19 protein-coding genes and 2 pseudogenes are annotated in these 26772 nt (G+C 72.0%); 17 read left to right on the plus strand and 4 right to left on the minus strand.

Translation table 11 applies throughout. The annotated features are described in order from the left end of the window. Positions 1 to 2 precede the first annotated feature (2 nt). Positions 3 to 1821, minus strand: a pseudogene (locus tag KYK13_RS08505) (M3 family metallopeptidase); the annotation flags it as partial. A gap of 69 nt (positions 1822 to 1890) precedes the next feature. On the opposite strand from KYK13_RS08505, the gene KYK13_RS08510 reads away from it, so the two are divergent. The 9 genes and pseudogenes from KYK13_RS08510 to KYK13_RS08550 form a co-directional block, all read left to right on the plus strand. After that, entirely contained in the window at positions 1891 to 2358 is a 468-nt protein-coding gene (locus KYK13_RS08510; RefSeq protein ID WP_223643501.1) for an Lrp/AsnC family transcriptional regulator, read from the plus strand. 232 nt (positions 2359 to 2590) lie between these two features. Then, positions 2591 to 3766: a TolC family protein gene (locus KYK13_RS08515; RefSeq protein WP_223643503.1), complete on the plus strand. Its 1176-nt coding sequence runs from the start codon at positions 2591 to 2593 to the stop codon at positions 3764 to 3766. Next, positions 3756 to 4829 carry an efflux RND transporter periplasmic adaptor subunit gene (locus tag KYK13_RS08520; RefSeq protein WP_223643505.1) on the plus strand — a complete coding sequence of 358 codons (1074 nt, stop codon included), beginning with the start codon at positions 3756 to 3758 and terminating at the stop codon, positions 4827 to 4829. The genes KYK13_RS08515 and KYK13_RS08520 overlap by 11 nt, the downstream gene beginning before the upstream one ends. Beyond that, entirely contained in the window at positions 4826 to 7852 is a 3027-nt protein-coding gene (locus tag KYK13_RS08525; protein ID WP_223643506.1) for an efflux RND transporter permease subunit, read from the plus strand. Before KYK13_RS08520 ends, KYK13_RS08525 begins: the two co-directional genes overlap by 4 nt. A 169-nt stretch (positions 7853 to 8021) precedes the next feature. Beyond that, positions 8022 to 9050, plus strand: a complete 1029-nt coding sequence (locus KYK13_RS08530; RefSeq protein WP_223643508.1) for an NAD(P)/FAD-dependent oxidoreductase — start codon at positions 8022 to 8024, stop codon at positions 9048 to 9050. Next, the gene (locus tag KYK13_RS08535; RefSeq protein WP_223643510.1) at positions 8981 to 9325 is read left to right on the plus strand and encodes a hypothetical protein; all 345 of its coding nucleotides are present in this window, start codon (positions 8981 to 8983) and stop codon (positions 9323 to 9325) included. The genes KYK13_RS08530 and KYK13_RS08535 overlap by 70 nt, the downstream gene beginning before the upstream one ends. Before the next feature lie 1236 nt (positions 9326 to 10561). Continuing rightward, positions 10562 to 11521 carry a sigma-70 family RNA polymerase sigma factor gene (locus tag KYK13_RS08540; RefSeq protein WP_223643512.1) on the plus strand — a complete coding sequence of 320 codons (960 nt, stop codon included), beginning with the start codon at positions 10562 to 10564 and terminating at the stop codon, positions 11519 to 11521. Positions 11522 to 12448: 927 nt separating this feature from the next. After that, complete coding sequence (locus KYK13_RS08545) at positions 12449 to 14722, plus strand: MMPL family transporter (protein ID WP_223643514.1); 2274 nt, start codon at positions 12449 to 12451, stop codon at positions 14720 to 14722. A 74-nt stretch (positions 14723 to 14796) separates the two neighbouring features. After that, a pseudogene (locus KYK13_RS08550) lies at positions 14797 to 15633 on the plus strand (glycosyltransferase); the annotation flags it as partial. Between the two features lie 134 nt (positions 15634 to 15767). On the opposite strand, the gene KYK13_RS08555 reads toward KYK13_RS08550, so the two are convergent. Further along, on the minus strand, positions 15768 to 17267 hold the full coding sequence (locus KYK13_RS08555; RefSeq protein WP_255654227.1) for an NAD(P)/FAD-dependent oxidoreductase: 1500 nt from the start codon (positions 17265 to 17267) through the stop codon (positions 15768 to 15770). Positions 17268 to 17353: 86 nt separating this feature from the next. On the opposite strand from KYK13_RS08555, the gene KYK13_RS08560 reads away from it, so the two are divergent. After that, entirely contained in the window at positions 17354 to 18400 is a 1047-nt protein-coding gene (locus KYK13_RS08560) for a phytoene/squalene synthase family protein (protein ID WP_223643518.1), read from the plus strand. Beyond that, positions 18400 to 20328: a 2,3-oxidosqualene cyclase gene (locus tag KYK13_RS08565; RefSeq protein WP_223643520.1), complete on the plus strand. Its 1929-nt coding sequence runs from the start codon at positions 18400 to 18402 to the stop codon at positions 20326 to 20328. Before KYK13_RS08560 ends, KYK13_RS08565 begins: the two co-directional genes overlap by 1 nt. On the opposite strand, the gene KYK13_RS08570 is transcribed toward KYK13_RS08565, so the two are convergent. Further along, a complete protein-coding gene (locus KYK13_RS08570) occupies positions 20309 to 20815 on the minus strand; it encodes a DUF1993 family protein (RefSeq protein ID WP_223643522.1) in 507 nt (168 codons plus the stop codon). The two genes, KYK13_RS08565 and KYK13_RS08570, sit on opposite strands and share 20 nt — an antisense overlap. 95 nt (positions 20816 to 20910) lie before the next feature. Here KYK13_RS08570 and KYK13_RS08575 point away from each other — a divergent pair, with 95 nt between their 5' ends. Together KYK13_RS08575 and KYK13_RS08580 are read left to right on the plus strand one after the other, a co-directional pair. Next, complete coding sequence (locus tag KYK13_RS08575; RefSeq protein ID WP_223643524.1) at positions 20911 to 21054, plus strand: hypothetical protein; 144 nt, start codon at positions 20911 to 20913, stop codon at positions 21052 to 21054. 41 nt (positions 21055 to 21095) lie between these two features. Beyond that, positions 21096 to 21545: a DUF3471 domain-containing protein gene (locus KYK13_RS08580; protein WP_223643526.1), complete on the plus strand. Its 450-nt coding sequence runs from the start codon at positions 21096 to 21098 to the stop codon at positions 21543 to 21545. A gap of 12 nt (positions 21546 to 21557) precedes the next feature. On the opposite strand, the gene KYK13_RS08585 is transcribed toward KYK13_RS08580, so the two are convergent. Beyond that, positions 21558 to 22982 carry an RtcB family protein gene (locus KYK13_RS08585; protein WP_223643528.1) on the minus strand — a complete coding sequence of 475 codons (1425 nt, stop codon included), beginning with the start codon at positions 22980 to 22982 and terminating at the stop codon, positions 21558 to 21560. 215 nt (positions 22983 to 23197) lie between these two features. On the opposite strand from KYK13_RS08585, the gene KYK13_RS08590 reads away from it, so the two are divergent. The 4 genes from KYK13_RS08590 (at position 23198) to KYK13_RS08605 (ending at position 26767) form a co-directional block, all read left to right on the plus strand. Continuing rightward, positions 23198 to 23626 carry a hypothetical protein gene (locus tag KYK13_RS08590; protein ID WP_223643530.1) on the plus strand — a complete coding sequence of 143 codons (429 nt, stop codon included), beginning with the start codon at positions 23198 to 23200 and terminating at the stop codon, positions 23624 to 23626. Next, positions 23623 to 24078: a MarR family winged helix-turn-helix transcriptional regulator gene (locus tag KYK13_RS08595; protein ID WP_223643532.1), complete on the plus strand. Its 456-nt coding sequence runs from the start codon at positions 23623 to 23625 to the stop codon at positions 24076 to 24078. Before KYK13_RS08590 ends, KYK13_RS08595 begins: the two co-directional genes overlap by 4 nt. 64 nt (positions 24079 to 24142) lie before the next feature. Further along, positions 24143 to 26020 (plus strand): bifunctional UDP-sugar hydrolase/5'-nucleotidase, encoded by a 1878-nt coding sequence (locus tag KYK13_RS08600; RefSeq protein WP_223643533.1) that lies wholly within the window; start codon positions 24143 to 24145, stop codon positions 26018 to 26020. A gap of 162 nt (positions 26021 to 26182) precedes the next feature. Continuing rightward, positions 26183 to 26767 carry a hypothetical protein gene (locus KYK13_RS08605; RefSeq protein ID WP_223643535.1) on the plus strand — a complete coding sequence of 195 codons (585 nt, stop codon included), beginning with the start codon at positions 26183 to 26185 and terminating at the stop codon, positions 26765 to 26767. The last annotated feature ends 5 nt before the right edge of the window (positions 26768 to 26772 follow it).

Here is a 26772-nt window from a genome sequence, read left to right on the forward strand (position 1 = left end):
GCTCAAGGGGCGGCCGGCGCCTGTGTCACGAAGCCGCGCTCTCGCATCAGGGCGTCGAGGTGCGCGTCCCTCCCGCGGAACGCCCGGACGCCCTCGAACGGGTCGACGGTGTTGCCCACGGACAGCACGTGCTCGCGCAGCCTCGCGGCCACCTCCCGCGTCGTACGCGCCTCCCCCTTCCTGGAAGGCCTCGAACGCGTCCGCCGCCAGCATGTCCGCCCAGAGATACCGGTAGTAGCCCGCAGCGTAGGCGTTGCTGGCGAAGACGTGTCCGAAGTGGGGCATGCGGAAGCGCGTGCCGACCTCCGCGGGCGCGCCCATCTGGCGGAGCACGTCGCGCTCGAAGGCATCGGGGTTGATGCGCTTGCTCCCCGCCAGGTGCATCTTCATCTCCACCAGCGCGGAGGTGAGGAAGTCGACGGTGTAGAAGCCCTGGTTGAACGTCGCCGCCTTCTGGAGGCGCGCCACGAGCGCCTGCGGCATGAGCTGGCCCGTCGCGTGGTGCACGGCGAAGCGGCCGAGCACCTCCGGCGTGGCGAGCCAGTGCTCGAACAGCTTGGAGGGGAACTCCGCGTAGTCGCTCACCACGCGGGTGCCCCCGAGCGCCGGGGACGTCACGTCGCTATTCAGCGTGTGCCTCGCGTGGCCGAACTCGTGGAACAGCGTCTGGGCGTCGCGCCAGCCCAGCAGCGCGGGGCTCCCCGCTCCCGGTTTCACGAAGGGCATGCTGATGGCCACCAGGGCTGGCACCTCGCCCCGGAAGCGCTCCTGGACGCGGTACGTCTCCGTCTGTCCGCCGTTGTACTTGCCCTCCCGCGCGTAGGGGTCGAAGTACAGGAGTCCCCGCTCGCGGCCCGTCTCCCGGTCCTTCACCGCGAAGACGCGCACGTCCGGGGGGTAGACGGGCACGTCCGGCGCGGGCGTGAAGGTGAAGCCGAAGAGCTGGCCCGCCGCCCAGAACATGCCCTCGCGCAGGGTCTCCAGTTGGAGGTAGGGCTTCACCTCGCTGTCGTCGAAGCCATACGCCTGCTTGCGCACCTTCTCCGCGTAGTAGCGGTAGTCCCAGGGCGCGATGGGCTCCTTGGGGCCCTGGCTCCGCGCAATGGCAGTCATCGCGGCGACCTCTTCCTTCACGCGCGCGACGGCGGGCGTCCACATCATCTCCAGCAACTGCATGGCGCGCTCCGGGGTCTTCACCATCGCGCGCTGGAGCTGCCGGTGCGCGTGGGTGGGGAAGCCCATCAACTTCGCCTGCTCCGCGCGTGCCGCGAGGATTCGCGTGATGACCGCGTTGTTGTCATGCGCGTCGCCGTGGTCCCCGTGGCTGTCGTAGTTGCGCCAGACCTTCTCGCGCAGGTCCCGCCGGAGGAAGTCCGCGACCACCGGGCGGGTGTTCGCCACGGCCCACTTCCCCGGCTGTCCGCGCGCGGTGGCCTCGGCCGCCGCGGCCATGCGCAGCGGCTCCGCCAGGTCCGCCTCGTTCTCCAGGAGCGTGTAGCGCTTCTCGTCGGCGAGCACGTTCTGGTTGAACGTCGTGTAGAGCGTGGCGAGCCGCTGGTTGAGCGCGGCCAGGCGCTTCGAGCCCGCTGCGTCCAGCTGTGCCCCCGAGCGCACGAAGTCGTCGTGGTAGTACTCCACGAGGCGCGGCTGCTCCGGCGTCAGCCCTCCCTTCGCGGCCGAGTCCCGGACCGCCTTGCCCCGGAGGAAGAGCTTCCGGTTCTGGGACTGCTCGTCCCAGAACGCCGACAGCCGGGGCGCCATCGCGCGTTCCACGGCCTGATACTCCGGGCTGCTCACGAACGAGGACCATGCGTTGTAGACCTCGTAGAGACAGAATACGGGTCAGGATTGTGCGGCATCCATCGAATGGAATTCGCCCGGAAGCCTCGGATGGCCACACTCGACCGAATTGATCGCGCGATTCTGGAGGCCCTCCAGGACAATGCATGGCTGTCCAACAAGGAATTGGCCGCGCAGGTGGGGCTGGCCCCATCTTCGTGCCTCGCGCGGGTGAAGCGGCTGGAGACGGACGGGGGCATCCGGTCCTACCGCGCGGACCTGGATCCGCGCGCGCTGGGGTCGGGCCTCCAGGCGCTCATCGCCGTGCAGCTCCGGCTCCACGTGGGCGAGGCCTTCGGCAGCATCGGGGACCACCTGCGCTCGCTGCCGGAGACGGTGGCGGTCTACTGCCTGGGGGGCACGACGGACTTCCTGGTGCACGTCGCGTGTCGGGACACCGAGCACCTGCGCGTGCTCACCATCCAGTCCTTCACCAGCCGTCCGGAGGTGAGCCGCATCGAGACGTCGCTGGTGTTCTCCTTCGCGCGCTCGGGGCTGCCGGTGGACCGGGGCGCCTGAGCGTCACGGTGCACCGCCCCGCCAGCGCTCATGAAGTCCGCCTGGGGAGGGGATGAGTTTTTTCTCACACTCACATGGTGCGGGCCAGACCCCGCTATATGCACCCTGCCGGGGCGGAGACGCCGCCGCCCTTACGGTGAGCGGCCCCGGTGGGTGATGGTGGCGACGGTGCTGTCGGGAGGACTGTTCTTCGATGTGGCACGGGAGTGCATGGTCTTCCAGGGTCGTCACGTTGCTGCTGCTGTATGGCGGCACCGCGCTGGGGGAGCCGCTCACCCTGCGACTGGCGCTCCTCGAAGCCAGCAGTCAGGCTCCGGCGCTCGCACAGGCCCGGGCGCAGGAAGCCGTGGCCCGAGGGGACGAGGAGGTCGCCCGGACCTTCTCTCCGCTGACCCTGTCCCTGGGGGGAGGGGGAAATGATCCCCGGTGGGCCGTGGGACTGGTCCAGAAGCTTCCGGCCCCGGGCGCCCGGGCCGCCCGTGTGCTCGCCGCGGAGTGGACGACCCGCGGCGCCGCTGACGAGCGCCGCGCGAGCGAGGCCGCGGTCCGGGCGGATGCGCGGCGTGCCTACTTCTCATGCGTGCGCGCCCACCAGCTCCTGGAGACCTCCGCGCGCGCACTGGCGCTCGCGCGCGAGTCGGAGGCCGCCGCGGTGCTGCTCTTCGACACCGGCGCGGCCCCGGAGCTGGACCTGCTCCAGGCCCGCATCGCGCGAGGCTCCGCCGAAGTCCAATGGCTGACCCGCCAGGGTGAGCTCGCCGCCGCCACGGCGGCGCTGGCCCTGCTGCTGGGCCGGCCCCCGGGTGCGGCGCTGGAGCTGGTGGACGCCCCTCCGCCCGCGCTGCCTTCACTGGAAGCCGTGCTGGCCCGAAGCGCGCAATCCCCCGCCGCCGAGGCGCGTCAGGCGGACGTGGCGGCGGCCGAGGCCTCCCTGCGAGCGTCACGGCGGGAGCAGTGGCCCGCGCCCACGGTGGGGGTCTCCGTGGAAGCGGATGGTCCTGGGGGCAGCAGAGCGTATCTTCGCGGCGCGCTCGACCTGGACCTCTTCCTCCCTGGCCGGGGACGCGGAGAGACGGTCCGCGCCGCGGCCTCGCTGGAGCTCGCGCACGCCCGCCAGAACGAGGAGCGGCGTTCCCGGTGGTCGGACCTCGTCTCCAGCCATGCGCGCCTGTCCGCCGCGCTGGCGGGACTCGCGCGCTACTCGGAGGAGATCCTCCCCGCCGTGGAGAAGACGGAGGGCATGGCCCTGGAGTCCTATCGCGTGGGCCGCAGTCCCCGGGTGGCGCTCAACGCCGCGCTCCAGACGGCCACGGAGATGCGGACGCAGGCCATCGAGGCCGCCTTCGCCGCCCAGTCCGCCTTCGCGGACCTCGAACTCGCCGCCGGGATGCCCCTCGATGAGCCCTAGATTCACGCTGCTCGCCTGCCTCTTCGCTTCCGGCGTGGGGTGCCAGCGGACGCCGCCCGCGGAAGGCGAGCCGCCCCTCCCGCGCGTCCGCGTCGCCCCCGTGGCTCCGGGGCAGGCCGTGCGCGGCCTTCGCGTCGCGGGCCTGCTGGCGGCCCCGCCCGGGCGCGAGGTCCGGCTCTCACCGCCCGCGCCCGGCCGGCTGTCGCTGCTGCGCGTGGCGGAAGGAGACCGGGTGCGAGCGGGCGAGGTCCTGGCCCAGGTGGACACGGTCAACGCCACCGCCGACCTCCAGCAGGCGGAGGCCTCCCTGCGCGAAGCCACCTCGGCGCTCGAGGCCGCGAAGGAGAAGCGTGCGCGCACGGACATCCTGGCCGCGCGCGGAGTCGCGGCGCGGCAGGACGCGGAGCAGGACCGGAACGCGGAGGACTCCGCCCGCGCCGCCGAGGCTCGGGCCCGGAGCGCCCTGGAGCTGGCGCGGAGCGGCCTGGGGCGCACCTCGTTGCGGGCCCCCTTCGATGGAGTCGTGACGGCCATCGGGGTGCGGCAGGGGGAGATGGTGGAGGGCGCGAACCCCCCCGTGGTCCAGGTCTCGGCGACGGATCCGCTGGAGCTGCGCGCGTTCGTTACCCAGCAGGAGGTCTTGGCGGTCCAACCCGGTCAACGCGCGACGCTCACCGTCGACGGGCTGGAGGGGACCCGCGAGGGCGAGGTCGTCGCGGTGTCCCCTTCCGTGGATCCGCAGAGCGGCAACGTGCTGCTCCGCCTGCGCTTCGCCAACCCGAGCGGGGCGCTGCGCCTGGGCGCGACCGCGCGAGCCTACGTGGTCGTGGCGTCGCTGGGCAGCGCCCTGGCCGTGCCGGCATCGGCGCTCCTGCCCCAGGAGGATGGGGGCGTCGCGGTCGCGCGGCTCGGGGACGGGCGGGTCCACCGGGTGCCGGTCCAGGTCGTCTCCGAGGACGATAGCGGGGCCATCATCCAGGGGCCGCTCGCGGTGGGCGAGCCCGTCGTCGTGGAAGGGGGGTACTCCCTGCCGGACGACGCCGGCGTGGAGGTCCTGCGGTGACGTGGCTGACGCTGCTGCGGCGCAACGCGCCCGGGGTCGTGGTGCTGCTGGCGGCGCTGACGCTTGCGGGGGTGCTCGGCGCGAGCCGCCTGCCCGGGGGGCTCTACCCGGAGGTGACCTTCCCGCGAATCGTCGTCACCGCGACGCTGAATGGCGCCAGCGCGCAGACCCTCCGGTTGTCCGTGACCGGCCCGGTGGAGGAAGCGCTGTCCACCGTCATCGGCGTGCGGCAGGTGCGCTCCCGGACCATCCGCGCGGCCGCGGAGATATCCCTCTGGTTCGACTCGCACACGGACATGGAGCGGGCCTTGGGGCTCGTCAATGCCCGGCTCGCGGAGGTGCAGAACGCGCTGCCCCCGGGCGCGGCGCTCTCCGCCGAGCGGCTCACCCCGTCGTCCTTTCCCATCCAGACCCTCGCCGTCACCGGGACGGCGGACTCCGCCCGGCTGCGCGAGTTCGCCCTGCGGACGCTGCGTCCGGGCCTGGCGGGACTCGCGGGAGTGGGGCGCGTGGACGTGGTTGGCGGCGACGTGCGCGAGCTTGACATCGCCGTGGACGCACAGCGGCTGGAGCAGGCGAGGCTGGACCTGCCCACGATCGCCACCCAGGTGGGCAGCGCGCTCATGCTCGAACCGGCGGGCCGGGTGGACGTGCACTACCAGCAGGCGCTGGTGGTGGTGAGGGGGCCGCTGGAGTCGCTGGACAAGTTGGCGGCGCTCGTCGTGGGCGGCACACCCGAGGCGCCCGTGCGGCTGGGCGATGTCGCGCGGATCCAGGAGGGACACGCGGACCGGCTCTCCATGACGTACGCGAACGGCCGGCCCGCGGTGCTCGTCAACGTGGGCCGGCGGCCCGGGGCGGACGCCGTCACCCTGGCGCGGGACATCCAGGCGGAGCTCGACCGGGTGCGGGCGGGACTGCCGCCGGGCATCGACGTCGGGCTCTCCTATGATCAGGCCGGGCTCATCGCCCGGTCCGTGGCCCACGTGCGGGACGAGGTCATCCTCGGTGGGTTGCTCACGCTCGCGGTCGTGGGCCTCTTCCTTCGCTCCTGGCGGGCGATGACGGCCGCGGCGGTGGTGCTCCCGGCCACGCTGGCGATGACGTTTGGCGTGCTCTGGCTCACGGGTGGGACGCTCAACCTGATGTCGCTGGGAGGGCTGGCGGTGGCCATCGGGTTGGTGGTGGACGACGCCGTGGTCGTGGTGGAGGCGGTGTACCGCCGGGTGGCTGCGGGGACCGAGCGGTGGGCGGCGACCGCGGACGCGCTCCGGGAGATCGCCTGGCCCGTCACCAACTCCACGCTCACCACGGTCGTGGTCTTCGCGCCGCTGTCGTTGCTGCCCGGCGTGTCCGGCCAGTTCTTCTCCGCGCTGGCGTTCACGCTGTGCACCGCCGTGTTGCTCTCCCTCGTGCTGGCCGTCACGCTGACGCCGCTGCTGTGCGGGTGGTTGCTCGTCCCGCCCGGCGGCCACCCCGCGCCCGAGCCGGTCATCCCGGGGTTCATGCTCACGCAGTGGCGTGCGCGGCCGGGAGTGCTGGTGGCCGGCGTGGCGCTCCTCACCGGCCTGTTGGCGATGTTGGACCGGAGCGTGGGGACGGGATTCCTGCCGGAGCTGGATGAGGGCGCGTTCGTCGTGGACTACTTCACGCCGACGGGCACCTCGGTCGCGGAGGCGGACCGGCTTGGGCGCGCGCTGGAGGCGGTGGTCGCGGAGATCCCCGAGGTCGTTGGCACCAGCCGGCGCCTGGGCGCGGAGCTGGGGCCGCCGACGGCCACCGAGTCCTCGCGGGGAGACCTGACCGTGTCGCTCTCCCCGCGGCGGACGCGCCAGGGGCCGGACATCATCGAGGAGACGCGCACGCGGGCCGAAGCCGCGCTTCCCGGCGTCCGGCTGGAGTTCGTCGAGCTGCTGCAGGACGTGCTCTCCGACCTGGAGGGCGCACCGGACCCTGTCGAGGTCAAGCTGCTGGGGCAGGACGTCCAGGTGCTGCGGGATTTCGCGCCCCGGGTCGCCGAGCGGCTGCAGGACATCCCGGGCCTGGCGGACCTGTTCGACGGCGTCACCGGGTGCATTCCGGAGACCCACCTGGATGTGGACCTGGTCACGGCGGGCGGTCTGGGCTTCACGGCGCGGGACGTGTCGGCGCAGGTCCGCACCGCGCTGTCGGGCGAGGTCGTCGGGACGATCCCCCGCGAGGGATGGCTGGTGGACGTGCGCGTGCGGCTGCGTGACGCCGACCGCATGGAGCCCCAGGTGCTCCAGCACCTGCGCCTGCGGACTGCCGCGGGGCAGCTGGTCCCGCTGACGCAGGTGGCGCGCGTGCGCCAGGAGTGCCAGCCCGCGGCGCTGCTTTCGGACAACCTGCGTCCGCTGGTGGCGGTGACGGGGCGGCTGGAGGGGCGGGACCTGGGCAGCGTCACCGCGGAGGTGGAGGCGCGGCTCGCCACGCTGAAGCCGCCGGTGGGGGTGGAGGTGCGGCTGGGCGGTCAGCGCGAGAGTCAGCGCGAGTCCTTCCAGGCCCTCGTGCTCGTGCTGGCGTTGGCCACGCTGGGGGTCTTCCTGGTCCTGACCTTCCACTTCCGCGGGGTCGTGCTCCCGCTGCTCATCCTGGGCTCGGTCCCCGTGGCGCTCGCGGCGGGCATCGCCTGTCTGCGCCTCACCGGCACGCCGCTCAACGTCTCCTCGTTGATGGGCTGCATCCTGCTCGTCGGGCTCGTCGTGAAGAACGGCATCCTCCTGCTCGACCGGGCGGAGGTGGGACGCGCCGAAGGGCTGACCGCCGCCGAGGCCGTGGGCCACGCCGCCGCCGTGCGCCTGCGCCCCATCCTCATGACGACGCTGGCGACGCTGCTGGGGCTCGCCCCTCTCGCGCTCGGGCTGGGCGAGGGCGGCGAGTTGCAGCGGCCACTGGCCGTCACCGTGCTGGGGGGCCTGGCCTTGTCCACGTTGACGGTGTTGGTGGGACTGCCGGCCGCGTACGTGCTGGTGCGCCGACACACGGCCTCCGCGAAGAGCTGAGGGCGGGGGCGGGCTCAACCGGCGCCGGTGGCTTGGGGGCCCGCTGCTTCCGCTCCGGGGGTCACCTCGCGGCGCGGCTCCTCGGCTGGCGCTGTAACCTTTCGACCCGCTCCGTCGTGGTGGCCGTTGGACGCCCGGAATGGACCCGGCGCCGGAACGGAGGTCGGACATGCAGGCGATGAAGGTGGCCGTGGTGGGCGGCGGGCTGGGTGGCCTCACGACGGCGGCGTTGCTCGCGCGAGGCGGCTGCGAGGTGACGCTGTACGAGCGCTCGAAACACCTGGGCGGGCGGGCGCGGACGACGGAGGTGGCGGGCTTCCGCTTCAACCTGGGCCCGCATGCCCTGTACCGGGCGGGGGCGGCGCTGCGGGTGCTGGAGCGGCTGGGGGTGAAGCCCACGGGAGGCGTCCCGGCGCAGACGGGGTCCCATGCGCTCGTCGCGGGCCGGCTGCACACGCTGCCCCGAGGCGCCGTGACGCTGATGACGACGGACGTGCTGTCGCTCGCGGGGAAGCTGGAGGTGGCGAGGGTGCTGGCGGGGCTGGCCCGGATTGACACGCAGACCCTGGGGGCGCTGTCGATGCGCGAGTGGTTGGAGACGCGCCTGACGCGAAAGGACAGCCGGGCGCTCATCGCGGCGCTGATCCGCGTGTCCACCTACTGCGCGGACCTGGAAGTGCTCAGCGCGGGAGCGGCGCTGAAGCAGCTCCAGTTGGCGATCGCCGCGAACGTTCTGTACGTGGACGGAGGTTGGAGCACCCTCGTGGACGCGGTGGAGCGCGTGGGGCGCGAGGCCGGTGCGCGGCTCGAGTTGTCCGCGAGGGTGGATGCCGTCGTCCTCCAGGAGGGGAGCGAGCGGGTCGAAGGCGTGCGGCTCGTGGGCGGCGCGGTGCGGGGGGCGGACGCGGTGGTGTTGGCGGGGAGCCCCGCGGACGTGGCGGCGCTCCTGCCGGGAGACGCGGTGCTCGCGCGAGAGGCGCGGGAGGCGGTGCCCGTCCAGGCTGCGACGCTGGAGCTGGGGTTGTCCGCGCTGCCGAGGCCGGAGGCATTGTTCGCGTTGGGGCTGGACGGGCCCTGGTACGCGTCGGTGCATTCGGCTGCCGCGAAGCTTGCCCCGGGAGGGGGGCGATGGTGCACGTGGCGAAGTACCTGGGTGGGGCGGACACGGAGGCGAGCGAGTCGGAGCTGGAAGCCGTGATGGAGGTGCTCCAGCCGGGTTGGCGCGCGAAGGTGGTGGCGCGACGCTTCCGTCCCTCGCTCACCGTCAGCGCTGGACTGCCACGAGCCGCGAACGGGGGACTCTCAGGGCGTCCCTCGGTGGAGGTGCCGCACGTGGACGGGCTGTATCGCGTGGGCGACTGGGTGGGCGCGGAGGGGATGCTCGCGGACGCATCCCTGGCGAGCGCCGAGGCCGTGGAGCAAGCCCTGGTGCAGCGCACCGCGACGTCTCAGCGCAGTGCGGCGGGAGCCTGAGGCGGATGGGCGTCCAGGCCAGAAACCCCGCCCCGGCGGCGGCGCAGCGCAAAAACCTGGCCGACAGTCGGACAGGTTGGGAGGACCGCGAGAGGCCCCCTCGCGCTGTCTCCAGGCGGTGGCAAAACCAGTCGGACCGTCGGACAGGCTGGGAGGACCACGGCATACCCCCTCGCCGCCTCCGGGCAGTGGCAAAACTGGTCGGACAGTCGGACAGGTTGGGAGGACCGCGACAGACCCCCTCACTGTCTCCGGGCAGTGGCAAAACCGGTCGGACAGTCGGACAGGTTGGGAGGATCGCGGCAGGCCCCCTCGCGCTGTCTCCAGGCATCGGAAAATCGGTCGGACGGTCGGACAGGTTGGGAGGACCGCGGCAGGGCCGCGCTGTCTGCCGGAAGCGGCAAAACCTGTCGGACAGTCGGACAGCTTGAGGGATCCGCGGCAGGCTCCGCGCTGTCTGCCGGAAGCGGCAAAACCTGTAGGACAGTCGGACAGGTTGCACGCCCGCAGCTCGAAGCCTTTGTTCCGCCTGGACAGCGGAAGCCTGTCGGACAGTCGGACAGGTTGGGAGAGCCGTGGCCGGAGCCACCGTCTCCACCCAGGCCGGGGAAACCTGTCGGACAGTCGGACAGGTTGGGAACCGTGGCTGGGGGCCCACGCCCCCGGACATCGGAAACCTGTCGGACAGTCGGACTGGCTTGGATGGACCGCAGTTGGGCCTCAGGTCCGCCTGGACAGGGGGGACTTGTCGGACAGCCGGATAGCTGTTGGAGGACCGTGGCACGGCCTCCCGCCCCAACTGGCCAGTGGAAACCTGTCGGACAGTCGGACAGGTTTGGGAGGACCGTGGCTGGGACTCCTGCACCGGTCGGACAGCGGAAACTTGTCGGACAGTCGGACAGGTTTGGAAGGACCGTGGCCGAGGGGGCGTGGTGTTGGGACCGGGCTGCGGAAACCTGTCGGACAGTCGGACAGGTTTTGGAGGGCAGTGGCCGGGAGGGCTCCTTGATGAATCCGAGTGTCGGAGACCGGTCGGACAGTCGGACAGGTTTGGATGGTGCCGGGCGTGGACCCCAGTGCCGACTCTGGGCCTCGGGAACTTGTCTGACAGTTGGACAGGTTTTGCCGGACCGGGCGGGGAGGGGGGCCTCCTGGATGTTCGGGAGCCTGGGGTGCCATGGATGACCGCGCTCCGCTGGTACTCCTGGATTGTTGGAACCTGAGGACTTGAACGGGATGGATGCACAGGCGCGAGGCGCAGTGGGGCAGGCGGCGCGTGAGCATGAGCGCTTCCTCTGGGGACTCTGCTACCGGATGACGGGCGTGGCCGCGGACGCGGACGACCTGGTCCAGGAGGTCTTTGCTCGCGCGCTCGCGACTCCGCCGGAGCGACTGGACTTGCTGCGACCCTGGTTGACCCGCGTGGCCGTGAACCTGGCTCGGGACCACCTGCGTCGGCGGCGCCGTGAAGGCTACGTCGGACCTTGGCTTCCCTCTCCCGTGGAGACCGGCGACGAGGAGGTCCCACCGTCAGTGGAGGCGAGGCTTCCCGGGGGCGGTTCGACCGAGGGCCGCTACGAGCTGCTGGAGAGCGTGTCCTTCGCCTTCCTCCTGGCGCTGGAAGCCCTGTCGCCCAAGCAGCGGGCGGTGCTGCTGCTGCGCGATGTCTTTGATTACTCGGTGCTGGAAGTGGCCGAGGCGCTGCGCATGTCCGAAGCGAACGTGAAGGTGGTGCACCACCGCGCCCGCGCGGTCATGGCCACGTATGACCAGGCACGCTGTGTCCCCACGCGCGACGTGCAGGCTCGCACACGGGCCGCGCTGGAGGCCTTCCTGGGCGCGCTGGTGATGGGAGACGTGGCCGCCGCGGAGGCTCTGCTGGCCTCGGATGTGCACGCCCTCTCGGATGGAGGCGGCAAGGTGCGCGCGGCCCAGGTGCCCATCGTGGGCCCACAGCGCGTCATCCTCTTCATTCGCCGGCTGATGGAGATGCGGGGCCCGCCAGTGGCGTGGGAGGCACGGATGCTCAATGGCCTGCCCGCCGTGGTGGCGGTCTACCCTCCAGGAGCGGATCCGCTGTTGGCCTTGAACATGGTGATTCGCGTGGACGTAGACGCGAGCGGACGCATCCATGCGCTGCATTCCGTGCTGGAGGACCGGAAGCTCACCGGGGTGCGCATGCCCGTGCCGGAATGACACGCGTTTCATGGAGAAGTGGTTCTGATGAATCTTTCGTGATGCGCATCCGCTTGACCAGGCTTCCAGGGAGCGGCGAGCAGGGCTCGCCACATCCCCAATCCCGAGGGCCTGGAGACGTGGCGCTGTTGATCGAACGGGAGGACGGCGCGGGGCCCTGCGTCGAAAGCACGGCCGAGTGCTTCCGGATCGTCGCCTCGGGGGAAACCATCAAGCCCGCGCGCCGGAGCGCCAGCGCGGAACCCTCGAACTCTCCGAGGAGCGCGTCACCTGGAAACTGCCTGCCACAGGAACGGCGTCCCTGTCCGTCACCATCGAGACGGTATCCGGAAAGACCGTGGAGGGCGCGTTCCACTTCAACGTGGTGGCCGCGCCACTCGCCTCCAGCTCCGTCATCGCTCCGGGGCCGGATGTCACGGGAGGCAGTTGCGACATCGTGAGCAATGGCCACGTCGTCTCCACGAACGAGACCCACAACTGCCTTCGGTATGGACACAGGGACGGCACTGCCTGGCAGGCGGAACAGATTGACGGACCCCCTGGCTCTTGGCGGTCTGGGGACTGGCCCCGCACTTCCCGAAGGCCTCGCCGGTGGATGACAAGCATGGCGCGTCGGGCCTGGCCTCCGGCGGAGGCAGGCCGGTCGTCGTCCTGCGCAACGGGACGTCGCGGTCGCCTGTCATGACGAACGCCCAGGGCTCCTGGACCTATACCCAGCTTGGGATGGTGCAGGACGGCAGCCGTCCGAGCGTGACGATCCGTCCTACGGATGGCGTGCCGCATGTCCGCTGCCAGCGGGACGGCAGGGTGACCTTCCAGGAGGCCCGCCCACTCCCGCATTGCCCCAAAGGATGAAGCCCCTGCCCAAGCGCTCCCTTCGTCACCAGTTCCCTGGGGTGCGGCGGAGCGGGTGGACGGAGGGCAGGGATGGCGGGACGGAGTGACGACTCACCGGTGGGGGGCGGACCATCCGTGTTCGCCCGGCTGGCGGTGGGCGTGTTCCGGCACCGGAGCTGGGTGTTGGTGGGCACGCTGTTGCTGCTCGGCGCGGCGGTGTGGGCGCTGCTGCGCGGCGGGCAGCTCACCACCGGGACCATCGAGGGCATCGAGTCCGCGCAGGCAGAGGCGCTCGCGCGGGGCGCCGCCGCGGGGTCGAATGATCAGACCCTGGCGGTCCTCTTCCACCACGATGGGTGGACCACGGAGGACCCGCGCTTCACCCAGGCGCTGACCTCCGTGCTGACGCGCGTGGAGCGGCTGCCACAGGTCGCGTCGGTGGTGTCTCCCGTCGGGGCACCCGCGGCCTTCCGGGCCCGCTTGGTGGCCGCCACGGGCCACGACGTGCTGGCGCTGGTGCGGCTCAAGGGCGGCGAGCGCGAGGCCATCGCTGCGTTCCCCGCCGTGCGCTCGGCGCTGGAGGACCCGAACCTCCGGACGACGCTCACCGGCAAGGTGGCCTTCCTCGCCGCGCTCAATAACCTGCTGGAGCACGACCTGCTGCGCGCGGAGTTGCTGTCCTTCCCGCTGGCGCTGCTGGTCCTGTTGTGGGTGTTCCGGACGGTGGTGGCGGCCATGCTGCCGCTGGTGGTGGGCGGGCTGGCGGTCGTCTGCGGCGTGGCGGGCGTGCTGCTCCTGTCGCACGTCACGAACATGGCGCAGTACACCCTCAACGTCGTCTCGCTCATCGGGCTGGGCGTGGCCATCGACTATTCGCTCTTCATCGTGAGCCGCTTCCGCTCCGAGCTCGCGCAGGGCTCCACCACCGAGCAGGCCCTGATGCGCACGCTGGACACCGCCGGGCGGGCGGTGGCGTTCTCCGGGCTGGCCGTCACGGTGGGGTTGGGCGGCCTGCTCTTCTTCCGAGGCTCGTACCTGAGCGCCATGGGGCTGGGCGGCGCGCTGGTGGTGGCCTTCGCGGTCCTCTTCGCGCTCACCGTGCTGCCGGCGCTCCTCGCGTGGCTGGGGCCCCGGGTGGACCGGGGACGTCTGCCCTTCGCGCGCACCGTGGGAGGGGGCGGCGGCTGGCATGCGCTGGCCACCTGGGTGATGCGGCATCCGTGGTGGGTGCTGTTGCCGACGCTGACGCTCCTGTTGGCCATGGGGCTGCCGTTCCGCCGCCTGCAACTGGCGGCCACGGACATCACCGCGCTGCCCGAGGACACGGAGGCGCGCCGGGGCGCGGAGACCCTCGCGCGCCTGTTTCCCCGCGAGGCCGCCACCCGCGTGCTGGTGGCGGTGGAGTTCCCCGGAGGCAATCCGCTCACGCCGGAGCGCGCGGGCGCCCTCTACGACGCCAGCCGTCGGGTGGCGTCCCTGCCCGGTGTGGTCGGCGTGGAGAGCGCGGTGGACCTGGGCCCCGGCATCGACCGCGCGACCGTCCTGCGAATGGCCGCGGCACCTCCCCAGCTCCTTCCTCCCGAGCTCCAGGCCGCGCGGGCCGCGTACGTCACCGGCAGCGTGGCGGTGATGCAGGTGCTGACCTCCGCGCCCCCCAGCAGCCTGGAGGCAAGGAACCTGGTCCGCGAGCTGCGCAAGGACCGCGCGGTGGGCGACGGCCGGTGGCTCGTGGGTGGGCAGACCGCGACGGACGTGGACGCGGCGGCCTTCGTGAAGCGCCATACACCCGCGGCGGTGGGGTTCGTGATGGGGATGACGTGCATCGTCCTCTTCGTGCTCCTGCACTCCGTGGTGCTGCCCTTGAAGGCGCTCCTGATGAACCTGCTGTCGTTGGCCGGTTCGTTCGGGGCCCTGGTGTGGATCTTCCAGGAGGGGCACCTGCACCGGCTGCTGCGCTTCGAGCCCGCGCCCATCGAGCCGTCGCTGCCCATCCTGTTGTTCTGCGCGCTGTTCGGCCTGTCCATGGACTACGAGGTCCTGCTGCTCAGCCGCATCCGCGAGGAGTGGCTGCGCACCGGCGACAACACCCATGCGGTGGCGGAAGGGCTGGAGCGGACCGGCGGCCTCATCACCAGCGCGGCGGCCATCATGGTGGCGGTGTTCGTGGCCTTCACGCTGGCGTCGGTGGTGGTGGTGAAGGCGATGGGGCTGGGCATGGCCATCGCGGTCGCGCTGGATGCGACGCTGGTCCGGGTGCTCATCGTCCCCGCGATGATGCGCCTGATGGGGGACTTCAACTGGTGGGGGCCCGGCCACTGGAGGCGCTCGCGGCCGCGGGTCCCGGGGACGGAGGTGCGGCCATGAGCACATGGAGCCTCGGGGGGATGGCGGCGGGAGCGGCGGCGCTGGGCGTGCTCGCGCGGGGACACCGGGAGCTGATGGCCGGCCTGCGGCGGCGGGCGCCGCCGCCCACGACACACTTCGAGCCCCCTTCCGTGACGGTCATCCGGCCCATCCGCGGGCTGGACGTGGAGGCGCGGGAGAACGTGCGCGCGCTCCTGGAGCTGGACTATCCCGGCGACTGGGAGGTGCTCTTCGTCTTCGACAGCGAGGACGACCCGGCGTTCCTCCCCACTCTGGAGGAGGTGGGCAGGACGCCGACGCGCGCGAAGCGGGCGGAGCTGGTGGTGGCGGGCGAGCCCCCCTCGGGGATGACCGGCAAGCTGAACGCGATGCAGGTGGGCGTGGATCGCTCCCGCTGCGAGCTGCTGGCCTTCAGCGATTCGGACACGCGGCCCCCGCCCGGGGGGCTCACGGCGCTGGTGGGCGCGCTGCTGGAGGATGAACGGACGGGCGCCACGTTCGCGCCCATCTACGCGGCGGCGGACACGCCCCTGGCGGGCGATGTGGGCTACGGGCTGCTGGTGAACGCGTGGTACGGCGCGTCGGTGGCGTGCAACGCGGCGCCGGATGGCGCGCTGCCCTTCCTCATGGGGCAGCTGATGGTCTTCCGCCGCCAGGCGCTCGCGTCCATCGGGGGCGTGGGCTGCGCCGCCGGTCAGTTCGTGGACGACATGTACCTGGGCCGCCGGCTGCACGAGGCCGGATGGAAGAACCGCGTCGTCCACGCTCCCCTGCGCGTCGTCACCGGGCGCCTGGGGCTGGGCGCCTTCCTGCGCGTCTTCCGGCGGTGGATCCTCTTCGCGGAGGCCGGCATTCCCGGCGGCTTCGCGCGGACCCACTGGGTACGCGGAGCGGTGACCGGGCTGTCGTGGGGTTGCGTGGCGCTGGCGGCGGCGAGGAGGGACTGGCGCCTGGCGCTCGTGTCGGCGCTGCCCATCGGCTTCTCCGTCTGGAGCCAGCTGCGGCTCCAGCGGGCCTGTCACGGGCCGGACGTCGCGCCCCGGCACTACTGGGTGCCGGCGGTCCTCCCCTTGCTGGGCGCCGGCGTGGCGCTGTCCGCGAAGCTGTCGCGCGAGGTGGTCTGGCGCGGCCGGGGATACCGGTTGGATGCGAAGGCGCGCCTGGGGGAAGCCCAGCCCGCCCGGGCCAGCGTGTAGACGGGACGGCGGACGCGATGATGCAGCCAGCTGCCCACCTGTTCCACCGCGCTCGCCACGGTGCCGCGCAAGGGCGGCCCGGCCGAGCGCAACAGCGGCGCGGTGGACCGCAGGCTGCCCCCGGGACCGTTGGGCGAGAGCATCGCGGCGAAGGCATGGAAGACGACGCGCAGGTACTCGCGGGCCATCACCCGCATGCGGGGCTCCTCGGAGGAGAGCAGGGCCATGGAGGCGCGCGCGCCGCGCGGGCTGTGCTCCCAGTAGTGCAAGAGGCCCATCCGCAGCGCCCGCATCCCTTCGTCCCGGCCGGCGAAGGCGCTGTAGAGCGCGGAGGCGAGCGCGACGCGCGTGCGCTGCGCCGGCCGCCTCGCGTGCGCGTAGTGCTCCAGCGCGCGGGCGACGTCGTCCGGGTGGCGGTGCAGCGACTCCTGGAGGGCGCGGGCATCGTGGAAGCACGACGCCATGCCGCTCGCCGTGAGGGGGTGACAGCACGCGGCGGCGTCGCCCACGAGCACGGCGCTCCCCATCCAGACGGTCTCCGCCAGCCAGTCGTCGTTGGAGGCCATGCGCACCGCGGGCCGCTCCTCCAGCGCCCGCCAGACCGCCTCCCTCAGCCGCGGGGGCAGGGCGAGCAGCAGGTCCGGCTGGGCCCGCACCGTCTGGAGGGTGCTGCCCAGGGGCAGGTCCACCATCACGCGCGCCACGCCGGGCTGGATGGCATAGGCCAGCGCGTGCACGGCGCCGCCCACGAACTGGTGGCCGTGGTCCGGATGGGTGAGGCAGTCGCTGTCCACGGTCACGCCCAGCATGGTGGAGATGCGCCGGTGGTGCTCGGCGATGCCCAGCATCCTCCGCACGGGCGAGGCGCGCCCGTCCGCGGCCACGAGCAGCCGGGCGTGCACGGTGTGCTCGGCGCCCGCGTGCGAGTAGCGCAGGCGCACGCCGTGCTCGCAGTTGTGCTCCACGGCCGTCACCCGGGCCGGGGCGCGCACGGTGACGCCGCGCCGCCGCGACACCGACTCCAGCAGGGGAAGGGTGAGGGCCGCGTGTTCGAGCGACAGGCCCGTGAGACCGCGACCGTAGGGAAGGACGAGCGTGCGGGCAGGGGCATGGAAGCGCACCGCGAAGCCCTTCACGGGCTGGGCCGTCCACCCCTCCACGACGTCCCCGAAGCCCAGCGCGCGCAGGTCCCGGATGCCCGCGGGGTGGAGCAGCTCGCCCGCGAGTTGTTTGTGCCGGTCCACGCCCGCGTCCAGCAGCAGGACGGACCACCCCAACTCGGCGAGCGCCGCCGCCACCGCGCATCCCGCGGGCCCTCCCCCGGCGATCACCACCTCGGCGTCCTCCACGTGGCCTCCGCTCGAACCCCAGAATCCATGCCTGTCATTGACGAGTTATCCATTCATGCGCGGTGTCGCACGCAGAGGAGGCAGGCATGAGAGAGCAGGCAGCGTCATTCTGTCGCGGGCAACTGCCCCGGGTGTCCCGGACCTTCGCGCTCAACATCCCGCTCCTGCCCGAGCCCCTGGACCTGGCGGTGACGGCGGCCTACCTGCTGTGCCGCATCGCGGACACGGTGGAGGATGAGTCCCCCGGGGGGCATCAGGGGGCGTTGCTCGACGAGCTGGCCGCCCTGGTGTCGCTGGAGCCGGGCTGGGAGGCCCGTGCCCGCTCCTTCGCGCGAAAGGCGCGGCTCGCGCTGCGGGACGAGGCTCCTCCGGCGGAGGCGGAGCTGATTTCCGACACGGAGACCGTGCTCGAAACCCTGGCCTCGCTTCCCTCCTGGGTCCATCCCCCCATCGCCCGGTGCGTGCGCACGATGACCGGCGGGATGAACCAGATTCAACGGCTGCACGGAGGGAGCGGACAGGTCATGGGGCTGCCCGACCTCCAGGCGACGTTCATGTATTGCTATTACGTGGCGGGCGTCGTGGGCGAGATGCTGACCGGCCTCTTCGTCGCCAGCGCTCCCCGGGTTGTCTGGCGCGAGGCGTGGCTCATGCCCCGGGCGTCTGCCTTTGGCCGGGCCCTGCAGCTCACCAACATCCTCAAGGACGTGCGCGAGGACCTGGACCGGGGAACCTGCTGGCTGCCCAGGGACCGCATGGCCGCGCATGGCCTCACGCCCGCGACCCTGGTCCTGCCCTCGCTGCGCGCGCGCGCGGTGGCGCTGATGGACGAGCTGGTGGCGGTGACGCGCCGGGAGCTGGACGTCGCGCTCGAATACTCCCTGGCCCTGCCCGCGGAGGAGCCCGGCCTGCGGCTGTTCTGCCTCTACCCGCTCTTCTTCGCGGCCGCGACGCTGAACGCGGTGGAGGGCAATCCCGCCGTGCTCGACCCCGAGCCGGTGAAGATCCGCCGGGAGACGGTGGAAATGTTGATGCGGCTCACGCAGGAACGGGTGGGCTCCGACGATGACCTGCGCGCGCTCTATGCCCGCTGCGCAGGGGCGCCCTCGGGCGGTGGGGAGGCGTGGCGCTGATGCGGCGGGCGCTCGACGTGCTGGCGCGGACGCAGGAGGCGGACGGCTCCTGGAAGGGGGACTACAGCGGCCCGCTCTTCCTGGGGCCGGTGCACGTGGCCGGGCTGTACGTGATGGGCCGCACGCCGGAGGGGCCCGTCCGCGACGGAATGGTGGCCTTCATGCGCGCCCACCAGAACGCGGATGGAGGTTGGGGGCTGGACGTGGAGTCGCCCAGCCTCGTCTTCACGTCGGTGCTCAACTACGTCGCGCTGCGGCTGCTGGGCATCGGGGCGGACGACCCGGGCCTCGTGCGCGCGCGGGCGTGGTTTCTTCCCCGGGGCGGAGCGCTCGCCAGCGCGTCCTGGGGAAAGTCCATCCTCGCCCTGCTGGGCGTCTATGAATACGAGGGCCTGGCGCCCGTGCCGCCCGAGCTATGGCTGTTGCCGCGGGCGCTGCCCTTCCACCCGTCGCGGCTCTGGTGCCACTGCCGCATGGTGTACCTGCCCATGGGCTGGCTCTACGGCCGCCGCGCCCGCGCGCGTGAGGCGCCGCTGCTGGCGGAGCTGCGGCGCGAGCTGTACCCCCAGCCCTACGCGGACGTGGACTGGAAGGCGGCGCGCGGACGCGTGGCGCCCACGGACGGCTACAGTCCCCACGGGCTGGCGCTGCGCGCCGTGCACCGCGCGCTGGCGCTGTACGAGCGATTCCATTCGAAGCGGCTGCGGGCGCGCGCCCTGGATGAATCCCTGGCGCTGATTCGCGGCGAGGACGAAGCGACGCACTTCATCTGCATCGGGCCCATCAACAAGGTGCTCGACATGGTGGTGTGGCACGTGGCGCGGCCGGACGGCCCGGAGGTGCGGGCCCACCTGGAGCGCCTGCCGGACTACCTCCAGCACACCTCCAAAGGCATCACGGTCAATGGCTACAACTCCTCCCAGCTCTGGGACACCGCCTTCGCGGTGCAGGCGCTGGTGGCCTCCGGAGAGACGGCCGGAAGCCGGGACACGCTGGCGCGCGCGGGGCGGTACCTGGAGGCGCAGCAGGTGCTGGAGGATTCACCCGACGCCGCGAGGCATTACCGGCACCCGAGCCGGGGAGGGTGGCCCTTCAGCACGCGCGCGCACGGCTGGCCCATCAGTGATTGCACGGCGGAGGCGCTGAAGGCGTGTCTGTTGTTGGAGCCGCTCGGGCTCAACCGCGTCCCGCGCGAGCGCCTGGAGCAGGCCGTGGCGTTCATCCTGTCCCTCCAGAACCGGGACGGCGGGTGGGCCACCTACGAGCGGCAGCGGGGGCCGCGGTGGCTGGAGCGGTTCAATCCCTCGGACGTCTTCGCCGGCATCATGGTGGACCCCAGCTACGTGGAGTGCACGTCCGCCTGCGTGCAGGCGCTGGCCGCGTGGCGCGGGGCCTTCCCGGACGCCCCGGTGGCGCGGCCCATCGCGCGGGGCGCGGACTTCCTGCGCCGCCAGCAGCGTCCGGACGGAGGCTGGGAGGGCTCCTGGGGCGTGTGCTTCAGCTACGGCACGTGGTTCGGCGTCACCGGCCTGGTGGCCGCGGGCGCGAGGGCCGACGACTCCGCGCTGCGCAAGGCGGTCGCGTTCCTCAAGGCGCACCAGCGCGGGGACGGCTCCTGGAGCGAGACCATCCAGGCCTGCCGCGAGCGCCGCTGGGTGGAGGGGCGCTCGGGCCACGCGGTGACGACGTCCTGGGCCCTGCTGTCGCTGGTGGCGGCGGGTGAAGCGGACGCGGACGCCACGCGCCGGGGCGTGGCGTGGCTCCGCGCGTGGCAGGAGACGGAGGGCGCGTGGCCCCCCGAGCCCCTGGCCGGCGTGTTCAGCCGCACCTGCGCCATCCACTACGACGCCTACCTGCGCATCTTCCCGCCGTGGGCGCTGGCGCTCGCGGAGCGGCGGGCCGAGGCCCTCAGGGCTTGCGGAGGCTGAGCGTGCCCAGGTAGTCCGCCTTGCCCAGGTTGACGCCGTTGTGACGCAGCAGCGCGTAGGCGTGGGTGAGGTGGAAGTAGAAGTTCGGGATGATGTGCTCCAGGAAGTTGTCCGCGCCGCTCATCACCTGTCCCTCCCACCGCGGGTGGGTGATGACGCGGCTGGCCGCGCCCTCGAAGTCCTTCGCCGTCAGCGTGTTCAGGTACTCGAGGGTGGACCGGACGCGGGCGCTGAGCTCCTCCAGCGTCTGCTCCGTGTCCGGGTGCGACGGCGCGTCCTTGCCTGTCAGCCGCGAGGCCCCCAGCTTCGCGGCGTCACAGGCGATCTGCACCTGCTTCACGAACGGGAGCTGGTCCGGCGCCAGCCGGAAGCCCAGGTAGAGGTTCGGGTCGAAGGACTTCGCCTTGGCGTGCGCCGCGGCCGTCTCCAACCACTTGCCCAACTGCCCGAGCTGCTTCTTCATCTGCGAAAAGGTTTCGAAGTACATGGGCGCGCAGGCTAACGAGGCAGGGAGTGTCTTGCGAGCCAATCGCCAGACGCCCTGCGTCACGCCGAGGTCACTGCTCCATGGAAGAGGTCTGCGTGCGGTCCCCATCCTTCCGTTGCTGGCTGTTCGCCGCGTGGGTCCTCTGGGCGGTGCATCCGTCCGTCGCCCGGGCCCAGGCGCCAGCAGCCCCTCCGGTGGCGCGCCATGCGCAGGTGGATGCGCTGTTCGCCTGGAGGTGAAGGACGGGGCGCTGCGCGGCGCGGGTTCGCAAGCGCCGCTCGTGCCGCTCGAACCCGGCCTGTTCCGTTCGGGGGAGTCCACGGAGGAGTGGCGCTTCGCGGCGCAGGCCGCCAGGACGCCGCGCGAGCTCCACACCCGGGACACGCAGAGCGCACTGCCCGCCCGCGTCTTCACGCGCGTGGACGCGAGGATGCCGACCGCCTCCGCGATGGAGGCGCTCGCGGGCCAGTACCACAGCGATGAAGTGGACATGACCTTCACGGTGCGCATGGAGGACGGCAGGCCGCGAATGCGCTGGCAGCGCCAGAAGAGCACCGTGCTCGAACCCGCCGGTGGAGACCGCTTCGTCAGCGACGAGGTGGGGACGGTCACCTTCACGCGCGCGAAGTCGGGGCAGGTGGACGGGCTGATCATCAGCACGACCCGGGTTCGCCGCCTGCGCGCGGAGCGGCTGCCGGCTCCGCGCGCGGGGAAGGTGCAGGGCCGTTGAGACGCCTTCGGCTCACGCCTTGAACGTCATCAGCGGCCGCAGCCGGGCCACCTCCCGGACGATGTCCGCGTCCACCTGCGAGGCCACCACCGGCCCGATGGGCTTGTAGGCGGCGGGGGCCTCCTCGATGCGGCGCTCGGCCCTCAGCGCGATGCAGTCCACCCCCGTCAGGCCCAGGTCCTCCTCGCGGTGCTTCGCGCCGCCGCGCGACATGGAGAAGCGCGAGTGCGCGCGGCCCGCCCCATGCGAGGCCGACGCCAGGGCCTTCGCGTTGCCCAGGCCCCGCATCAGGTAGGACGTGGCGCCCATGGAGCCGGGGACGATGACCGGTTGGTCCACCTCCGCCGGGCAGGCCCCCTTGCGCGCCAGCCAGCCGCCTTCCCAGGGCAGGGTGATGTTGTGCGGCACGTCGTAGACGAGCGGCGCCTCCACGTCCCCGAACAGCTCCCGCAGCGTCTGCCGCACCAGCTCCGCGAGCAGCAGCCGGTTGAGGAAGGCGTAGTTGGCCGCCGTGGCCTCGGCCTTCAGGTACTCGCGCACCTTCGCCGGGTCCGCGAGCGGGAAGATGCCGCTCGCCGGATGCGGTGTCCCCGGGGGCCACGCGGCCCGGGCCCGCTCCTGCCACGCCCTGCCCACGTGCCTGCCCATGTCGCGCGAACCGGAGTGCACCATGAACGCGAGCTGCCCCTCCCGCACGCCCCAGGCCCACGCCCGCGCGCGGTCCACCACGGCCTCCACCCGCTGCACCTCCACGAAGTGGTTGCCTCCGCCAATGGTGGCCAGCCCGGGGTCGCGCACCACGCCCTCCCGCCGCAGCCCGGTGGGCGCCCAGGCCGGGTCGCCCTCCAGCGCCCCGCCCAGGTGGACGCGCTCGGACTCACGGTGAAGCTGGCCCAGGTCCACGCGCGCCGCCATGCCCAGGGGCCGGGTCTGCGTCTCCCCCAGCCAGCCGGCCAGCCCGTCGCGCAGGAGCGCCTCCAGCGCCCGCGAGCCCTGGGCGACGTCCCGCGTGCCGAAGAAGCAATGCCCCTTCATCCGCTCGACGAAGGCGTCGCGGCGGGCGAGGAAGGCCTCCACGGGGATGTCCGCGACGTGCAGGCGCATGCCGCAGTTGATGTCCGTGCCCACGGCGCCGGGCACCACCAGGCCCTCCGTGTGGACCACCGACCCGATGGCCACCCCGGAGTCACCCGGATGGAAGTCCGGCGTCGCCCGCACCTGCTTCACGCGGCCGCCGTCGGGGTGATGGAGCGCGGCGAGCGCCGCGAGCTGCCGGAGCGCCTTGCCCTCCACCGGCAGGTCCGGCGGAAGGAGGACTTCAGCGGGGGGAGCGTGGGGATCCGCCTGGAGGCGGACCGTGTAGACACGACCGTCGTAAGCAACGTCGAGCCCCTCGCGGGCGAGCGCCCGCAGGAGCCGGTTCAGTTTCGGCTGCATGACCTTCTCGGAATCTGACCCGGGCGGACCGCGGCCCGGGGGACGTGAGCGATGGGATTCGAGACCTCGGGTCAGCAGCCGCGGCCGGGACGCACGGAGCGTCCGCGCGCACCTGGACGACCGGACAGTCACCTCCTGACAGTGCTCGCGAAAACGCCCGCGCCATCCGAGGATGGCCCCATGCGTTCGTCGAAGCGGTGGAATGGAGCGGTGTCATGACGGTGGCTGTCCTGCGGGCCCAGGCTCCGGACTTCGATGTGGCATCCGTCCTGGACCGCTTCCCGGACTGCCATCCGGATGCCGTCTGGTTTCAGGGGCAGCAGCGGCGTCAGGGGCGGCATTCGACCTCTGGCTTCAACCTCACCCTGGTGGAGGACGGGGAGGGCACGCTGCACGGGCCCGTCGCCGCCGCCCGCCGGCAGCTGGAGGTGCTGGGCTCCCTGCTCGCGGAGCTGCGCCAGCTGGCCGTGCCCTGCGTCGTGGACTTCGGGCTGTTCGTCGGAACCGCCCGGCACTTCACCAGCTCCATCCACTTCCCGCCCGACGACGTCCGGTGGTTCGCGGACCAGGGCATCGCGCTGGCCGTCTCCGCCTACCCCACGGCCGACGAGGAGTCGGAGGACGGGGCGGGGGGCCTCCAATGAGCGCCAGGAAGGCCCCCCCGTGGGACCCGGAGGCCGTACCGACCTTCTGGATCAACCATGCGTCCCGGTTGCTGATGCGCCACTTCGAGCAGCGGCTGCGGCCGCTCGAGTTCGGGATGGCCTACCTGCCGGTGGTCATCGCGCTGGAGGAGCAAGGGCCGCTCCTCCAGAAGCAGCTCGCGGAGTACGCCCACGTCGAGCAGCCCACCATGGCCGCGCTCCTCACGCGCATGGAGCGCGACGGGCTCATCGAGCGCCAGCCACACCCGGACGACAAGCGCGCGAGCCAAATCTCCCTCTCCGCGAAGGCCCGGAAGCGCGTTCCGGAAGCGAAGGTCCAGTTGGAGGAGGTCGCGGAGCAGGCGATGGCGGGCTTCAGCGAACGCGAGCGCGCCACGTTCCTGTCGCTCCTGCACCGCGTGGTGGCCAACCTGGACCCCGACGCCGGGTGAATCCATACGGAATGTCAGAGTAGCGATGTAGGGTGCGCGCCCCTCCGGAAGATTCCCTTCCGGCATGGCTCAAGGTCGAGGCCTCGTGAACCGCTCCTCCTTCCTGATGCGCGCGCTGCGCACCGGCGCGCTCTGTCTCCTGGGCGCCAGCTCGCTGCTGACCGCCTGTGACTCCAATGACGACCCGCCCGTCGACCCCGACCCGACGCCGGTGGACACCTCCCCGCGCACGCTGACGCTGCTGCAGACGAGCGACCTGCACACCAACATCTTCCCGTGGGACTACTTCACCGGGAAGGCGGACGCGAAGCGCGGCCTCGCCCGGGTGGCCACGCTCGTCAAGCAGGAGCGGGCGAAGAACCCGGACTGCACGCTGCTCGTGGACACCGGTGACACCATCCAGGGCTCGCCGCTCGGCACCTACTACGCCCTGGTGGACAACACGCCCAAGCACCCCATGGCCGCCGCCATGAACGAGCTGGGCTACGCCGCCATGGCCCTGGGCAACCACGAGTTCAACTACGGCCCGGACGTCCTGGACAAGTTCAAGCGCGAGGTGAACTTCCCCATCCTCGGCGCCAACGTGCGCAAGGTCGCGGACGGCTCCGAGGCCTTCACCCCGTATGTGCTGACCACGGTCTGCGACGTGAAGGTCGGCATCCTCGGCCTGGTGACGCCGGGCGTGGCGACGTGGGAGCGCAAGGACAACATCGCCGGGCTCCGCTTCGATGATCCGCTGGAGACCGCGAGGGTCTACGTCCCGAAGATGAAGCAGGCCGGCGCGGACGTGGTGGTGGTGGCCATCCACAGCGGTCCGGACAAGCAGCCCACGGGCAACGCGAGCAGCCCCGAGTCCTGGCTCGCGGACTACGCGGATGATTCGAAGTGGACCGACCGGGGCAACCTCCCCGGTGAGAACGAGGCCGTGCAGATTGCCCAGCAGGTGGCGGACGTGGACGTGCTCCTCACCGGCCACACGCACCAGCCCATCCCGAAGATGCTGCTGAAGCAGCAGGATGGCCGCGAGGTCCTCCTCACGCAGCCCAACCGCTGGGGCAGCCACCTGGCCGACGTGAAGCTCAACGTCACCTGGAACGGCAAGCGCTGGGGCGTGGACGCGCACGACTCGTCGCTCCATGCCGTGGACGACACGGTGGCGGTGGATGCCACCGTCGTGCAGGCCACCCAGGCCTACCACGACAAGACGGTGGCCTACGTGAACCAGAAGATTGGCAGCACCACCGCGGCCTTCACGGGCGGCTTCCCCGGGCGCTACGTGGACAGCCCCCTGGCGGACCTGCTCAACACCGTGCAGGAGGAGGCCGCGAAGGAGGCCGGCTTCGATGTGGACCTGTCCGCGACGGCCTTGTTCAGCAATGACGTGGCGCTGCCCGCGGGGGACGTCACCCTGCGCGACGCCTACAGCGTCTACATCTACGACAACACGCTGTACGTGATGGAGATCAACGGCTCCATCCTCCGGCGCGCGCTGGAGTTGAACACGCTCTATTTCAAGCAGCTGGACGCGGCCAACCTGCCCGCGAAGCCCGCGGACGCGAAGGCCACCACGCCCGTCGTCGCGGACTACAACTGGGACCTCTACTCGGGCATCGAGTACGGCTACGACCTGACGAAGCCCGCGGGCTCCCGGCTCACGCACCTGCGCTTCAAGGGGCAGGACGTGAAGGACGACCAGCTCTTCCGCATCGCGGTCAACAACTACCGCGGCGGTGGCGGCGGCGGATTCAGCATGTTCAAGGAGGGCACCCTGCTGTGGTCCTCCGCGGACGGGGTGCGTGACTACGTCGCGCGCTACATGCAGGAGCACCAGAACCTGTCGCCGGACGCGGTGAACACCTGCAACTTCACGCTCACGCCTGACCTCTACACGCCGTACTTCCAGGCCACGCTCGGCCCCGCGAAGTGCGCGCCCGTGAAGTGAGGTAGGGCGCCAGGGACGCCCGGAGGACGGCCCTCTTCCCCGGAGGGCACGTCCCCGGGCGGGTGCGGCCTATCCAGTAGGGCACGCGCCGCTGCCTCCGGGAGCGGTTTGCTGGCGGATGGACGGTGTGGATGTTCCGCCATGCAATCCCATGGAGGAAGGATGCCCATGCGCACCGTGCCGTCGAAGCGGATGTCCCTGCTGACCGAGCGTGAAGCCCAGCTCGTCCTGTCCAGCGCCCCACGCAACCTGGCCGAGCTGTCGCCCCGGGAACTGCGAGGGCGCATCCAGCGCACGCGCCGCTTGATGGAGAAGTACCAGGACGCGGCGCAGCGGCAGCGCAGGGAGGCGCTCGGCAGGGAGGTGCCGTCCCGCTCCCGCCGCGCCGAGGGCAACCGCAACACCCTGCGCAAGGCGGAGTACTTCGCCGCCACCCTGGAGCGCTTCGAGAAGCGGCTCGCCCTGCTCGAGCGCAAGGCGCAGTCCCGGACCCGCGCCGCGGGCAGCCCGGGCCCCCGGCGGGAGAAGCGCAAGACGCCCGCCCGCGCGGTGGCGGGGGGACGCAAGCCCGCGCGCCGGACGCGCGCCGCCGGGCGCACCGCGAAGGCCGCTGTCTCCGGGCAGCGCGCCTCCCGCCAGAAGCAGGGAGGGGCCCTGAAGCAGGAGCGCTTTCCAGCCCTCAAGCGTCAGGTCAGGGCCACGGCCCGGAACCGGCGGACCCAGGCACGCCGCGACGCCAGGCGCTGAGGAGG

This window comes from Corallococcus sp. EGB (assembly GCF_019968905.1).
Classification (GTDB): domain Bacteria; phylum Myxococcota; class Myxococcia; order Myxococcales; family Myxococcaceae; genus Corallococcus.

What these genes read in the sequence shown, in the direction of transcription:
- KYK13_RS08565 (WP_223643520.1), top strand. Translation starts at nt 18,400, where the DNA reads ATGCGGCGGGCGCTCGACGTGCTGGCGCGGACGCAGGAGGCGGACGGC.
- KYK13_RS08605 (WP_223643535.1), top strand. Translation starts at nt 26,183, where the DNA reads ATGCCCATGCGCACCGTGCCGTCGAAGCGGATGTCCCTGCTGACCGAG.
- KYK13_RS08535 (WP_223643510.1), top strand. Translation starts at nt 8,981, where the DNA reads ATGGTGCACGTGGCGAAGTACCTGGGTGGGGCGGACACGGAGGCGAGC.
- KYK13_RS08510 (WP_223643501.1), top strand. Translation starts at nt 1,891, where the DNA reads ATGGCCACACTCGACCGAATTGATCGCGCGATTCTGGAGGCCCTCCAG.
- KYK13_RS08520 (WP_223643505.1), top strand. Translation starts at nt 3,756, where the DNA reads ATGAGCCCTAGATTCACGCTGCTCGCCTGCCTCTTCGCTTCCGGCGTG.
- KYK13_RS08590 (WP_223643530.1), top strand. Translation starts at nt 23,198, where the DNA reads ATGACGGTGGCTGTCCTGCGGGCCCAGGCTCCGGACTTCGATGTGGCA.
- KYK13_RS08560 (WP_223643518.1), top strand. Translation starts at nt 17,354, where the DNA reads ATGAGAGAGCAGGCAGCGTCATTCTGTCGCGGGCAACTGCCCCGGGTG.
- KYK13_RS08570 (WP_223643522.1), bottom strand. Translation starts at nt 20,815, where the DNA reads ATGTACTTCGAAACCTTTTCGCAGATGAAGAAGCAGCTCGGGCAGTTG.
- KYK13_RS08545 (WP_223643514.1), top strand. Translation starts at nt 12,449, where the DNA reads ATGGCGGGACGGAGTGACGACTCACCGGTGGGGGGCGGACCATCCGTG.
- KYK13_RS08600 (WP_223643533.1), top strand. Translation starts at nt 24,143, where the DNA reads ATGGCTCAAGGTCGAGGCCTCGTGAACCGCTCCTCCTTCCTGATGCGC.
- KYK13_RS08530 (WP_223643508.1), top strand. Translation starts at nt 8,022, where the DNA reads ATGCAGGCGATGAAGGTGGCCGTGGTGGGCGGCGGGCTGGGTGGCCTC.
- KYK13_RS08595 (WP_223643532.1), top strand. Translation starts at nt 23,623, where the DNA reads ATGAGCGCCAGGAAGGCCCCCCCGTGGGACCCGGAGGCCGTACCGACC.
- KYK13_RS08585 (WP_223643528.1), bottom strand. Translation starts at nt 22,982, where the DNA reads ATGCAGCCGAAACTGAACCGGCTCCTGCGGGCGCTCGCCCGCGAGGGG.
- KYK13_RS08540 (WP_223643512.1), top strand. Translation starts at nt 10,562, where the DNA reads ATGGATGCACAGGCGCGAGGCGCAGTGGGGCAGGCGGCGCGTGAGCAT.